This window comes from Streptomyces sp. NBC_01498 (assembly GCF_036327775.1).
In the GTDB taxonomy this organism is placed as follows: Bacteria; Actinomycetota; Actinomycetes; order Streptomycetales; family Streptomycetaceae; genus Streptomyces.
Genome location: NZ_CP109598.1, coordinates 1,837,553 through 1,851,600, shown reverse-complemented (window position 1 = coordinate 1,851,600; position 14,048 = coordinate 1,837,553). Strand labels below are relative to the sequence as shown.

Sequence of the window (14,048 nt, the reverse complement as noted above, 5' to 3'; positions counted from 1 at the left end):
CGGAGCGATCAGAATCCGAGGGGGGCGACGGGCGATGTACTGCCGATGGACGAACGATCCGACGCGGAAGGGCCACCCACGACGGGCCGAGGGCCCGCCGGCACGCGGCCCGGCCGCGACCACGCACGGCCCGGCCGGGAAGGACCGCGCCCCGGCGGCGCGCGTCCTGCCGGCCCCAGGCACGGCGCCCCGTATCGGGACGACGGCCGCCCCGCGGGCGACCGGACCCGGCGGCCCGGCGGTGACGGCGACGCGCTCCGAGGTGACCCCGTGACCGCCCCCGAGGCCCTCATCGGCCGCCCCGACACCTCCGGCGGCACGAACGGCACCGACAAGGACGCCGACGGCGGCGGCCTCCTCGCGCAACTCCTCCTCGCCCTGATCTGCGGCGGCTACGCCACGGGCGCGGCCCTCGGCTGGGGCTCCCGCGAAGTGGCCCTGATCATGGGCGACTTCGGCCTCAGCGTCGCCGCCCTCATCGCGGCGGTCTCCTGCTTCCTCTACGCCCGGGGCAACGACAGCCGCTTCCGCCCCGCCTGGCTGCTCTTCTCGCTCTCCTCCGCGATGGCCGCCGGCGGGAACGCGGTCTGGGGCTGGTACGAGGTGGTCCTCGACCGCCCCGTGCCGAGCCCGTCCCTCGCCGACCTGTTCTTCCTCTGCTTCGCGCCACCGGCCATCGTCGGCCTGCTCGTCCTGGCCAAACGCCCCGTCAGCAAGGCCGGCTGGGTCTGTCTCGGTCTCGACGCCTGGCTGATCGGCGGCTCGCTCCTCACCCTGTCCTGGAGCCTCGCGCTCGCCCACACCACGCACTTCGACGGCGAGACCGTCGCCCACGCGGCGCTCTCCCTCGCCTATCCGCTGCTGGACATCGTGCTCGTCAGCATGGTGCTCGCCCTGCACTTCCGGCGCTCCACCGGCAGCCGTACGGCGATCAACTCCGCCATCGCCGCGCTCGCCCTCACGGTCGTGTGCGACGCGCTGTTCACCTCCCCGCTGCTCCGCGAGAGCTACCGCTCGGGCCAACTGCTCGACGCGGGCTGGTTCGCCGGGTCGCTGCTGCTCGCGTACGCGCCCTGGGGCGTCCGCAAGGCCGAGGAGAGCGCCCCCGCGCACGTGCGGGCGCCCCGGGGACCCCGGAACTCCGGCAGGCCCATAGCGGGCTCCCTGGCGGCCCTCACGCCGTATCTCGCCGCCGCCGTGTGCACCCTGGGCATCCTGTACAACGTCATCGAGGGCCGGCGCGTCGACCGCGTGGTGGTCCTCACCGGCTGCACGGTCGTCCTGGCCCTGGTCGTCCGGCAGGGCATCATGCTCGTCGACAACATCGCGCTCACCCACGAACTGGCCCAGAAGGAGAACCACTTCCGTTCCCTGGTCCAGGGCTCCAGCGACGTCATCATGATCGCCGGACCCGAGGGCACCCTCGACTACGTCAGCCCGGCCGCCGCCGGTGTCTACGGACGCGAGGCGGACGGTCTCGTCGGCGCCCCGCTCGAATCGATCATCCACCCGGACGACCGCGGCCGGGTCAAACGCGAGGTACGGCGCTTCCTCGCCGCCCCTCCCACGGAGGAACCCACCACCCGCATCGAATGCCGCTTCGCTTCCGGCACCGGCGACTGGCTGAACGTGGAGTCGACGGTCAACCGCCACCAGGGCGGCCTGATCCTCAACAGCCGCGACGTCACCGAACGCGTCCGGCTCCAGGCCCAGTTGCAGCACAACGCCGAGCACGATCCGCTCACCGACCTGCCCAACCGCGCCCTGTTCACCGAGCGGGTCCGCCGCTCCCTGTCCGGCCGCCGGGTCCACGACCCCGGCACGGCGGTGCTCTTCATCGACCTCGACGGCTTCAAGGGCGTCAACGACCGCCTCGGCCACCAGGTCGGCGACGAACTGCTGATCCACGCCGCCCGCCGCCTCCAGGAGTCCGTACGGGCCGGGGACACCGCCGCCCGGCTCGGCGGGGACGAGTTCGCCGCGCTCATCCTCGGCGACGGCACCGACGACCAGACCGCCCGCGAGTACCAGGTCCACGAGATCGCCGACCGGCTGCGCCTGCGGCTCTCCCAGCCGTACCGCATCGACGGCAACGACGTCCGGGTCGCCGCCTCCATCGGCGTCGCTTTCGCCGAGCCCGGCACCACCCCCACCGACCTCATGCGCAACGCCGACCTCGCCATGTACCGCGCCAAGGCCGGCGGCAAGAACCGCGTCGAGCTGTACGCGCCCCAGATGCAGGCCGACGTGGTCCGCAGGACCGAACTGGCCACCAAGCTGCGCACCGCCCTGCGCGACGGCGAGTTCGCCCTGCTCCACCAGCCCGTGGTCGACCTGGCCACCGGACAGATCTCCGCCGTCGCCGCCCAGGCCCGCTGGCGCTCCACCCAGGGCATCCTCTACACACCCGCCGAGTTCCTGCGCGGCGCCGACGACAGCGACCGCACCGCCGAGTTAGGACGCTGGCTCCTGGAGGAGGCCGTCAAGCAGGCCGCCGAGCGCGCCCGCGCCGGCCACGCCACACCGGTCACCGTCCGGCTCTCCGCCCGCAGACTCCTCGACCGCTCCCTGCCGCTCGGCTCCATCGAGGCACTCCTGACCCGCCACGGGCTGCCCTCCGGAGCCCTGCTGATCGAACTGGCCGACAGCGATCCCCGGACCTCCCTGGACGAGCTGGAACGCCGTCTGGTCGCCCTGCGCCGTCTCGGCGTACGGATCGCGCTGGACGGCTTCGGCAGCGGCTACGCGGCGATCAACGCGCTGCGCCGGCTCCCCGTCGACGTACTGAAACTCGACCGGGGGCTGGTCGAGGGCGTCGTGGAGTCCGCCCGGCTGCACAAGATCACGGCCGGACTGCTCCGGATCGCCTGCGACCTCGGCATGGTCTCGGTGGCCGAGGGCGTGGACCTGCCGGAACAGGTCACGGCACTGCGCGCCATGGGCTGCACCCACGGGCAGGGCACGGCGTTCTCCGGCCCGCTCGACGAGTACCGGCTGCGCCGCGCCCTGGTCCGGGGCGGTTTCGCCGTCCCCGGGGTCCCGCCGCTGCCGGTGCTGACCGCCGGATCGCTGCCCGTGCGGCGTACGCGCGCGGCCACCCCCGACATGATCCCGCGCCCCCTCAACCGTCCTACCCTCCGCTCAAATGTTGAGACGCCAGTCCCACCCACTTGACAGTGGCGGCGCGTCGGAGGGAGGGTCAATGCCATGCGCACCCGAATTCTCGTACTTGGACAGCGCGTCGGCTGACACAGTGACCGTCATCGGTTCTGTAGACCGCACCGACGCGCTCCCCTCGCCTGCCTCCCGGCACGAGGGGTTTTTTGTTGCACCGGCACCGCCCAAAACCACGCAAAAACCCTCAGCCTTGAGAAGAGATTGACGATGACCGAGCAGGCCACCGGGGCCCACCCGACGCCGCGCGCCCGTAGTGGCGGACCCTCGTCCGCCACCGTTGAGCACGTCACGGGCGCGCAGTCCCTCATCCGCTCTCTTGAGGAAGTGGGGGCCGACACCGTATTCGGCATCCCCGGCGGCGCGATCCTCCCCGCCTACGACCCGATGATGGACTCCACCCGGGTCCGGCACATCCTGGTCCGCCACGAGCAGGGCGCCGGCCACGCGGCCACCGGGTACGCGCAGGCCACCGGCAAGGTCGGCGTCTGCATGGCCACCTCGGGCCCCGGCGCCACCAACCTGGTCACCCCCATCGCCGACGCGCACATGGACTCCGTGCCGCTCGTCGCGATCACCGGCCAGGTGGCGAGCAAGGCCATCGGCACGGACGCCTTCCAGGAGGCGGACATCTGCGGCATCACGATGCCGATCACCAAGCACAACTTCCTGGTCACCAAGGCCGAGGACATCCCGCGCACCATCGCCGAGGCGTTCCACATCGCCTCCACCGGCCGTCCGGGCCCGGTCCTGGTCGACATCGCCAAGGACGCCCTCCAGGCGAAGACCACCTTCAGCTGGCCGCCCACCCAGGAGCTCCCCGGCTACCGCCCCGTCACCAAGCCGCACGCCAAGCAGATCCGCGAGGCCGCCAAGCTGATCACCCAGGCCAAGCGGCCGGTGCTGTACGTCGGCGGCGGGGTCATCAAGGCCCGTGCCACCGCCGAACTGCGGATGCTCGCCGAGCTGACCAACGCCCCCGTCACCACCACCCTGATGGCGCTGGGCGCCTTCCCCGACAGCCACCCGCTGCACGTGGGAATGCCGGGCATGCACGGGTCGGTCACCGCCGTCACCGCGCTCCAGAAGGCCGACCTGATCGTCGCCCTCGGCGCCCGCTTCGACGACCGGGTCACCGGCAAGCTGGACAGCTTCGCCCCCTACGCGAAGATCGTCCACGCCGATGTCGACCCCGCCGAGATCGGCAAGAACCGCGCCGCGGACGTGCCGATCGTCGGTGACGCCCGCGAGGTCCTCGCCGACCTCGTCCAGGCCGTCCAGGCCGAGCACACCGACGGCAACACCGGTGACTACAGCGCCTGGTGGCGCGACCTGAGCCGCTGGCGCGAGACCTACCCGCTCGGCTTCGACCAGCCCGCGGACGGCAGCCTCTCGCCGCAGCACGTCATCCAGCGCATCGGCCAACTGGCCCCGGACGACACCATCTACGCGGCGGGCGTCGGCCAGCACCAGATGTGGGCCGCCCACTTCATCGACTACGAACAGCCCGCCACCTGGCTCAACTCCGGCGGCGCGGGCACGATGGGCTACGCGGTCCCGGCCGCGATGGGCGCCAAGGCCGGCCGCCCGGACCGTACGGTGTGGGCCATCGACGGCGACGGCTGCTTCCAGATGACCAATCAGGAACTGACCACCTGCGCCCTCAACAACATCCCCATCAAGGTCGCGATCATCAACAACGGCGCGCTGGGCATGGTCCGCCAGTGGCAGACCCTGTTCTACAACCAGCGCTACTCCAACACCGTCCTGCACGCCGGCCCCGATGTCGCCTCCGGCGGCTCCTTCGAGGGCGCGGGCCGCGCGGAGGACGCCAAGCCCAACGGCGGCACCCGTGTCCCGGACTTCGTGAAGCTGGCCGAGGCCATGGGCTGCGTCTCCATGCGGTGCGAGTCCCCGGACGAGCTGGACGCGGTGATCGCCAAGGCGAACTCCATCAACGACCGCCCCGTGGTGGTCGACTTCATCGTCCACGAGGACGCCCAGGTCTGGCCGATGGTGGCCGCGGGCACCTCCAACGACGAGGTCCTGGCCGCCCGGGGCGTGCGCCCCGACTTCGGCGACAGCCTGGACGACTGAGCCGGATGCCGAGAGCGAGAGAAAGAACGACGATCATGTCTTCCAAACACACCCTCTCCGTCCTGGTGGAGAACACCCCCGGCATCCTCGCCAGGATCGCCGCCCTGTTCTCCCGGCGCGGCTTCAACATCGACTCCCTCGCGGTGGGGGTCACCGAGCACCCCGACATCTCCCGTATCACCATCGTGGTCAATGTCGAGGACCTGCCGCTCGAACAGGTGACGAAACAGCTCAACAAGCTGATCAACGTCCTGAAGATCGTCGAGCTGGAACCCGGCGCGGCGATCCAGCGCGAACTCGTCCTGGTGAAGGTCCGCGCCGACAACGAGACGCGCTCCCAGATCGTGGAGATCGTGCAGCTCTTCCGCGCCAAGACCGTGGACGTCTCGCCCGAGGCCGTCACGATCGAGGCCACCGGATCGAGTGACAAGCTCGACGCCATGCTGAAGATGCTGGAGCAGTTCGGCATCAAGGAGCTGGTCCAGTCCGGCACGATCGCCATAGGGCGCGGCGCGCGTTCCATCACCGACCGCAGTCTGCGGGCGCTCGACCGCAGCGCGTAGCCCGCGCGGGCGGGCGGGAGCCGGGGCCGTACGCCCGCGATCCCGCGCGCCCGTGCCGGTCCGCCGGTCGCCGGTTCGTATGCCGAGACCGTGAGACGGCCTTTGCCCGCCCCGCCGTACGGTGGGGCGGGGCACACAGCGAAACCTCAGTTTGCACACCAAGGAGAAGACCCAGTGGCCGAGCTGTTCTACGACGCCGATGCCGACCTGTCCATCATCCAGAGCCGCAAGGTCGCGGTCATCGGTTACGGCAGCCAGGGCCACGCCCACGCGCTGTCGCTCCGTGACTCGGGTGTCGACGTCCGGGTCGGCCTGCACGAGGGGTCCACGTCCAAGAAGAAGGCCGAGGAGCAGGGCCTGCGCGTGGTGACGCCCGCCGAGGCGTCGGCCGAGGCCGACGTCATCATGATCCTGGTGCCGGACCCGATCCAGGCGCAGGTCTACGAGGAGTCCATCAAGGACAACCTGAAGGACGGCGACGCCCTCTTCTTCGGGCACGGCCTCAACATCCGCTTCGGCTTCATCAAGCCGCCCGCGGGCGTCGACGTCGCCATGGTCGCCCCGAAGGGCCCCGGCCACCTGGTCCGCCGCCAGTACGAGGAGGGCCGCGGCGTGCCGTGCATCGCGGCCGTCGAGCAGGACGCCACCGGCAAGGGCTTCGAACTGGCCCTGAGTTACGCCAAGGGCATCGGCGGCACCCGCGCCGGCGTCATCAAGACCACCTTCAGCGAGGAGGCCGAGACCGACCTCTTCGGTGAGCAGGTCGTTCTCTGCGGTGGTACGTCGGCGCTGGTCAAGGCGGGCTTCGAGACCCTGGTCGAGGCGGGCTACCAGCCGGAGATCGCGTACTTCGAGTGCCTCCACGAGCTGAAGCTGATCGTGGACCTGATGTACGAGGGCGGCCTGGACAAGATGCGCTGGTCGGTCTCCGAGACCGCCGAGTGGGGCGACTACGTGACCGGCCCCCGGATCATCACGGACCAGACCAAGGCCGAGATGAAGAAGGTCCTCGCCGAGATCCAGGACGGCACGTTCGCCCAGAACTGGATGGACGAGTACCACGGCGGTCTGAAGAAGTACAACGAGTACAAGAAGGCCGACAGCGACTCGCTGCTGGAGAGCACCGGCCGCGAGCTGCGCAAGCTCATGAGCTGGGTCGACAACGACGAGGCCTGAGACGACGCGTTCCCGGTGCCGGACCCGAAGCGCGGGCCCGGCACCGGGGGCCGCCCGCCCGGCCGACGCCGCCCCGCCGGGGGCCGCGACACGGCGGCTCCAGAGGGGGCCTCGTGGCGCCGTCGAAGGGCGCACGCGGGGCCCGCCCACGTACGGGTGACCTCCCCGCCGAGGCGGAAAGCACGTACGAGTGATCTGCCCGTCAAGGCGGAAAACCTCCGCCGCCCGCACCACTACACTGCTCGATACACCCGCGTCAGGCCCACAACGTCGTGCGTCTTCCACGCGATCAGGCCCGGACCAGGGCCTGTCACCCTCCGCCGCCTGCGGCCGTCGGGACGGCCGTCCGCAATGGACTTGTGAGGACCTCACGTGAGCTCGCGTTCCAATGAAAAGCCGGTTGTACTCATCGCCGAGGAGCTGTCGCCCGCCACCGTCGACGCGCTCGGTCCGGACTTCGAGATCCGCCACTGCAACGGCGCCGACCGCGCCGAACTGCTGCCCGCCATCGCCGACGTGGACGCGATCCTCGTCCGCTCCGCGACCAAGGTCGACGCCGAGGCGGTGGCCGCGGCCAAGCGGCTGAAGGTCGTCGCCCGCGCCGGAGTCGGTCTCGACAACGTCGACGTCTCCGCCGCCACCAAGGCCGGCGTGATGGTCGTCAACGCCCCCACCTCGAACATCGTCACGGCGGCCGAGCTGGCCTGCGGTCTGCTGGTCGCCACCGCGCGCCACATCCCGCAGGCCAACACCGCGCTGAAGAACGGCGAGTGGAAGCGCAGCAAGTACACGGGCGTCGAGCTGAGCGAGAAGACGCTCGGTGTCGTCGGTCTCGGCCGTATCGGTGTGCTGGTCGCGCAGCGCATGTCGGCGTTCGGCATGAAGATCGTCGCGTACGACCCCTACGTACAGCCCGCGCGGGCCGCGCAGATGGGCGTCAAGCTGCTGTCGCTGGACGAGCTGCTGGAGGTGTCGGACTTCATCACCGTGCACCTGCCGAAGACCCCCGAGACCCTGGGTCTGATCGGCGACGAGGCGCTGCACAAGGTCAAGCCGACGGTGCGCATCGTCAACGCCGCGCGCGGCGGCATCGTGGACGAGGAGGCGCTGGCCTCCGCGCTCAAGGAGGGCCGCGTCGCGGGCGCCGGTCTGGACGTGTACGCGAAGGAGCCCTGCACGGACTCCCCGCTCTTCCAGTTCGACCAGGTCGTCTGCACCCCGCACCTCGGCGCGTCTACGGACGAGGCGCAGGAGAAGGCGGGTGTGTCGGTCGCCAGGTCGGTGCGGCTCGCGCTCGCCGGCGAGCTCGTGCCCGACGCGGTGAACGTGCAGGGCGGCGTCATCGCCGAGGACGTACGGCCGGGCCTGCCGCTCGCCGAGAAGCTGGGCCGGATCTTCACGGCGCTGGCGGGCGAGGTCGCCGTACGCCTGGACGTGGAGGTCTACGGCGAGATCACCCAGCACGACGTGAAGGTGCTCGAACTGTCCGCGCTGAAGGGCGTGTTCGAGGATGTCGTGGACGAGACCGTGTCGTACGTGAACGCGCCGCTGTTCGCGCAGGAGCGTGGCGTCGAGGTGCGGCTGACGACCTCCAGCGAGTCGCCGGACCACCGCAACGTGGTCACGGTGCGGGGCACGCTCTCGGGCGGCGAGGAGGTGTCGGTCGCCGGCACGCTCGCCGGACCCAAGCACCTCCAGAAGATCGTGGCGATCGGCGAGTACGACGTCGACGTGTCGCTGGCCGACCACATGGTGGTCCTGCGGTACGAGGACCGTCCGGGTGTCGTCGGCACGGTCGGCCGGATTCTCGGCGAGGCGGGGCTGAACATCGCGGGGATGCAGGTCTCGCGCGCGGAGGAGGGCGGCGAGGCGCTGGTCGTGCTCTCGGTCGACGACAACGTGCCGCCCGCGGTGCTGGCGGAGATCTCCGACGAGATCGGTGCCGCGTCGGCCCGCTCGGTGGACCTGACCGACTGACGCGCGGTTGATCGGTCAGCAGGTTGACCGGTGGGCGATTGCCTGGCGATCGGCGGGCATCGGGCCGACTGGCGGGCGATCGCCCGGCGTCGGGTTGATTGGTGGGCGATCGCCAGGCATCCGGGCCGGGCGCCGACCGGCGGGCGACCGGCTGACCGGTGAGGATCGCTTGACGAGCGGGTCGCGCCGGGCAGGCCGACCGACGGTCGGAGTGCTGACGACCGGCTCGCTGATGGCCGACTGGTGAGCGATCGTCTGATGATCGGCCGACGTCGGGCCGGGCGCCGACCGGCGGGCGACCGGCTGACCGGTGAGGATCGCTTGACGAGCGGGTCGGGCCGGGCAGGCCGGCCGATGGTCGGAGTGCTGACGACCGGCTCGTTGATGGCCGGTCGGTGATCGGCCGAACCGACCACCGAACAGGCGGACTTGAGGTCTGCCGACGAGTGGCCGACCGCTTGCACGTCCGGCCGGCTGCTCTGCCGACCGGCGGATCGTAGAACGCCGCCGAGGGGCCCGGGATTCTTCCCGGGCCCCTCGGCCGTTTCCCCGCTGCTTCGCAGCTCCCGGCGGACACGGCCCGGACCGTGCGGCACCGTCCCTCCCGCCGCGACCCGCCGCCCCCCCGCGGACAGACAGGCCACACCTGCGATCCCAGGGAGCAGGTGCCGGCGAACCACCACCGCCCCCGCCCGGCCGTCAGTCGGTGCCGATCAGCGGCCGGGCCGACGTGTCCTCCTCGGGAACACCCGCGTCCGACCTCGTCCCCTCACCGGCCGACGTGCCCATAGCCGCCCGGCTCGCTCAGGGCCCGAGCCGTGCCGCCTTCAGCGCCATGTGCAGGAGCAGCCGGTCCTCGCCGGCGGTCAGGTCGAGGCCGGTGAGCTGTTCGATGCGGGAGAGCCGGTAGTAGAGGGTCTGGCGGTGGATGCCCAGCTCCGACGCCGTACGGCCGGCCTGCCCCGCGTGATCGAGATAGACCTCCGCCGTGTGCGTCAGCTCCGTGTGCGCGGGCGTCAGCAGCGGGCGCACCGCCGGGTCCGCCTCGGCTGCCGGGGCCAGCGACGTCAGGAGCCGGTACGGGCCGATGTCCGCCCACCGCGCGACCGGGCCGAAACGGGGCTGCGCCGCCGCCGCGCGGGCCGCAGCCAGCGCCTCGTGCCAGGCGTCCGGAAGCTGGGCCAGCCGGCGGCGCGGCTTGGCCGCCCCGGCGGTGGCGCCCGGACCCGCGACGTCCCGCAGCCGCGACGCCGCGTCCAGCGTCGGCGCCAGCGCGTCGGTGGAGCGGAGCCGTACGAGCAACGCCAGCGCGCTCGGCACCCCCGGAGCGTCCCCGGTGGCCCCGGGAGGACCGCCCGCCTCCCGGCGGGCCACCCACGGATCGGGCAGCGTGCACAGCGCCGCGGTACCGGCGACCGCGCGCACCGCCGGGTCGGCGCCCCGCCACGGAGTCACGCACACCACCACGTGCGTCCCGTCCGCGCCCGGCCCCAGCGCCGCACGCAGCGCCTCCACCGCCATGTCCCGCTGCCAGCCGTGCTCCGCCGTCAGCACGGCCCGGAACTCCCGCGCCAGGTCGGCGCCCGCTTTCGCCTCCTCCGCCAGCAGCGCCCCGATCCGCCCCGTCACCTCCATGGCCGCCGCCAATCGGTCGTCGGCGGGGCCGCCGCCCTGGCCGGAGTCGTCCAGCAGCCACACGTACCCGAGGACCGTGCCCCGGTGCCGTACGGGCAGGCAGATCCGCCCCCGGAACACCCCGGCGTCCGGCGCCGCCGGGATACGGACGGGGCCGGTCGCGCGCGTGATGCCGAACCCCTCGAACCAGTCCCTTACCGCCGGGGTGGATCTGCGGGTCAGGATGGACCGCGTTCTGACGGGGTCCATCACGCCCTCGTCGTCGCTGTCGTGCACCCCGAACGCGATGAGCCCGAAGTCCCGGTTCTCCAGCGTCAGCGGCATGCCGAGCAGCGCCGAGATCTCGTCCACGAGCTGCTGGTAGTCGTCCTTCACCAGGCCATTCTCCCACCGCTTTTCAGACATGTGTATGAGATCGGGGCCACGGATGCGTGACAGGTGTCGATGGCAGAGGATCGGACCGGTCCCTAGATTTCACAGTGGTTCTCCGTGCCGACGCCGGGCGTTCGCGCCCCGTACGGCCTGCAATGTCGATTCCGTGGAGGTGCCCTGTGCTGGGTCCCGTGATCCTCGCCGCGTCGCGCAGTGACCTGATGCGGCGCGCCGTCTCGGCCGCTCCGGTCACCAGGCCCGTCGTGGACCGCTTCATCGCGGGCGAGACCGTCGACGGGACGACACCGGTCGTCCGTTCCATGACGGCCGGCGGCCTCGACGTCACCCTCGACGTCCTCGGTGAGGACATCACCCACCCCGCCGAGGCCCTGCACGCACGCGACGCCTACCTGAAGCTCATCGAGGCGCTCGCCCCGCTCCGGCTCGGCCCGCGCGCCGAGATGTCGGTGAAGCTGTCCTCCTTCGGACAGGCCCTGCCGGGCGGCCACGACCTGGCGCTCCGCAACATCACCACCGTCGTCGAGGCCGCCACCGAGATCGGCACCACCGTCACCCTCGACATGGAGGACCACACCACCGTCGACTCGACGCTCGCCATCCACAGCACCCTGCGCGAGCGCTTCCCCGAGACCGGCGCCGTCGTCCAGTCGTACCTCTTCCGTACGGAGGACGACTGCCGCGCGCTCGCCGCGTCGGGCGCCCGCGTACGGTTGGTGAAGGGCGCCTACAAGGAGCCCGCGCGCGTCGCGCACCAGGACAAGGGCGCGGTCGACAAGGCGTACGTGCGCTGCCTCCGGACGCTGATGGCGGGCGACGGGTACCCGATGGTCGGGTCCCACGACCCGCGCCTCGTCGCGATCGCCCAGGACCTCGCCGTACGGGCCGGGCGTGAGCGGGACGCGTACGAGTTCCAGATGCTCTACGGCATCCGGGAGGCCGAACAGCGCCGGCTCGCCGCCGAGGGCCACCGGGTGCGTGTCTACCTCGCGTACGGCACCGACTGGTACGGCTACTTCATGCGCCGGCTGGCCGAACGCCCCGCCAACCTCGCCTTCTTCCTGCGCTCGCTCGCCACCCGGGGCTGAGCCGCAGCCCTGACCGCGGCCACCGCCCGCGACTGCCGACCACCGACAGCCACCCCGATCGCCGCCCCCGACCGCCGACCGTGAACCGTCTACTGAAGAAGGAGATTCGGCCACCATGGACGCTGTGACCCAGGTCCCCACGCCGGTCAACGAGCCGGTGCACGGCTACGCCCCCGGTTCCCCGGAGCGCGCCCGTCTCGAAGTCAAGCTCAAGGAGCTGGCCGACCACCCCGTCGACCTGCCGATGACCATCGGCGGCGAGCGGCGGATGGGCGGCGGCGAGCGCTTCGACGTCGTCCAGCCGCACAACCACGGCGCCGTCCTCGGTACGTACGCCAACGCCACCGAGCAGGACGCCCAGGACGCCGTGGACGCGGCGCTCGCCGCCGCCCCCGGCTGGCGCGCCCTGTCCTTCGAAGACCGTGCCACGATCATCCTGCGCGCCGCCGAGCTGCTGGCGGGGCCGTGGCGCGAGACGCTGGCCGCCTCGACGATGCTCGGCCAGTCGAAGACCATCCAGCAGGCCGAGATCGACACACCCTGCGAACTGGTCGACTTCTGGCGCTTCAACGTCGCGTACGCGCGCGGCATCCTCGCCGAGCAGCCGCCGGCCAACTCGCCCGGCGTGTGGAACCGGTTGGACCACCGGCCGCTCGAAGGCTTCGTCTACGCGATCACGCCGTTCAACTTCACCGCGATCGCCGGCAACCTGCCGACCGCCCCCGCGCTGATGGGCAACGTCGTCGTCTGGAAGCCGTCGCCGACCCAGACCCACGCCGCCGTGCTGCTGATGCGTCTTCTTGAAGAGGCGGGGCTGCCCAAGGGCGTCATCAACCTGGTGACCGGCGACGGACTGGCCGTCTCCGAGGTGGCGCTCAACCACCCCGACCTGGCGGGCATCCACTTCACCGGCTCGACCAAGACCTTCCAGCACCTGTGGAAGACCGTCGGCAACAACATCGAGAAGTACCGTTCGTACCCCCGCATCGTGGGCGAGACCGGCGGCAAGGACTTCGTCGTCGCTCACCCGAGCGCCGACCGCGACATCCTCAGGACGGCGCTGACGCGCGGCTCGTTCGAGTACCAGGGCCAGAAGTGCTCGGCCTCCTCGCGCGCGTACGTCCCGGCCTCGATCTGGAACGACGGCTTCAAGGAGGAGTTCGCGGCCGAGGTCGACGCCCTCCCGATGGGCGATGTCACCGACCTGTCGAACTTCATCGGCGCCGTCATCGACGAGCGGGCCTTCGCGAAGAACAAGGCCGCCATCGACCGCGCCGCCGCCGACCCGACGTGCACGATCGTCGCCGGTGGCACGTACGACGACTCCGTCGGCTACTTCGTCCGCCCCACGGTTGTCGTCTGCACCGACCCGGCCAACGAGGTCTTCACGACGGAGTACTTCGGCCCCATCCTCGCGGTCCACGTCTACGAGGACGCCGACTACGACGCGATGCTTGCGCAGATGGAGTCCGTCTCCGCGTACGCGCTGACCGGCGCCGTGATCGCCGGTGACCGCGCGGCGGCGGCCCACGCCATGGCGGCACTCCGCTACGCGGCCGGGAACATCTACATCAACGACAAGTCGACCGGCGCCGTGGTCGGCCAGCAGCCCTTCGGCGGCGGCCGTGCCTCCGGCACCAACGACAAGGCGGGCGCCGCGCAGAACCTGATGCGGTGGACCCTGACCCGGGCGATCAAGGAAGCGCTGATCTCCCCGACGGACTACCGCTACCCGCACATGGGCTGAGCCCCCTGTCCGGGGGCCGTCCGTCCCCATGAACCCCGCCCCCGAGCCGGCCCCGAATCCGGTTCGGGGGCGGTGTCTTCTTCAGGAGGGCGGCGTTCGGCGCACGGGTTCAGTGCGCGCGCGGTGCGCTCGGGCGGGGCGCTCAGGACGCGCTCAGGACGACGTCAGCACGACGTCAGGACCGAATACGCCGACGGCCCC

At 71.5% G+C, this 14,048-nt stretch carries 8 protein-coding genes; 7 read left to right on the top strand and 1 reads right to left on the bottom strand.

All coding sequences use genetic code 11. The features are described 5' to 3' along the window. The first annotated feature begins 270 nt into the window (after positions 1-270). The 5 genes from OG875_RS07625 (at position 271) to serA (ending at position 8,987) form a co-directional block, all read left to right on the top strand. Complete coding sequence (locus OG875_RS07625; protein ID WP_330173456.1) at positions 271-3,174, top strand: putative bifunctional diguanylate cyclase/phosphodiesterase; 2,904 nt, start codon at positions 271-273, stop codon at positions 3,172-3,174. Positions 3,175-3,384: 210 nt separating this feature from the next. Beyond that, on the top strand, positions 3,385-5,271 hold the full coding sequence (locus OG875_RS07620; protein ID WP_330173455.1) for an acetolactate synthase large subunit: 1,887 nt from the start codon (positions 3,385-3,387) through the stop codon (positions 5,269-5,271). Between the two features lie 35 nt (positions 5,272-5,306). Next, a complete protein-coding gene (ilvN, locus tag OG875_RS07615; RefSeq protein ID WP_078074922.1) occupies positions 5,307-5,834 on the top strand; it encodes an acetolactate synthase small subunit in 528 nt (175 codons plus the stop codon). Positions 5,835-6,008: 174 nt separating this feature from the next. Beyond that, positions 6,009-7,010 (top strand): ketol-acid reductoisomerase, encoded by a 1,002-nt coding sequence (gene ilvC / locus OG875_RS07610; RefSeq protein WP_330173454.1) that lies wholly within the window; start codon positions 6,009-6,011, stop codon positions 7,008-7,010. 372 nt (positions 7,011-7,382) lie between these two features. Further along, positions 7,383-8,987 (top strand): phosphoglycerate dehydrogenase, encoded by a 1,605-nt coding sequence (gene serA, locus OG875_RS07605; RefSeq protein WP_330173453.1) that lies wholly within the window; start codon positions 7,383-7,385, stop codon positions 8,985-8,987. Between the two features lie 804 nt (positions 8,988-9,791). Here serA and OG875_RS07600 read toward each other — a convergent pair. Next, entirely contained in the window at positions 9,792-10,997 is a 1,206-nt protein-coding gene (locus OG875_RS07600; RefSeq protein WP_330177641.1) for a PucR family transcriptional regulator, read from the bottom strand. A gap of 176 nt (positions 10,998-11,173) precedes the next feature. On the opposite strand from OG875_RS07600, the gene OG875_RS07595 reads away from it, so the two are divergent. Beyond that, positions 11,174-12,100 (top strand): proline dehydrogenase family protein, encoded by a 927-nt coding sequence (locus OG875_RS07595; protein WP_330173452.1) that lies wholly within the window; start codon positions 11,174-11,176, stop codon positions 12,098-12,100. 115 nt (positions 12,101-12,215) lie between these two features. After that, the gene (pruA, locus tag OG875_RS07590; protein WP_330173451.1) at positions 12,216-13,847 is read left to right on the top strand and encodes an L-glutamate gamma-semialdehyde dehydrogenase; all 1,632 of its coding nucleotides are present in this window, start codon (positions 12,216-12,218) and stop codon (positions 13,845-13,847) included. The last annotated feature ends 201 nt before the right edge of the window (positions 13,848-14,048 follow it).

Excerpts from the sequence above, each read along its gene's own strand:
- OG875_RS07620 (WP_330173455.1), top strand. The coding sequence starts at position 3,385 with ATGACCGAGCAGGCCACCGGGGCCCACCCGACGCCGCGCGCCCGTAGT.
- ilvN (WP_078074922.1), top strand. The coding sequence starts at position 5,307 with ATGTCTTCCAAACACACCCTCTCCGTCCTGGTGGAGAACACCCCCGGC.
- pruA (WP_330173451.1), top strand. The coding sequence starts at position 12,216 with ATGGACGCTGTGACCCAGGTCCCCACGCCGGTCAACGAGCCGGTGCAC.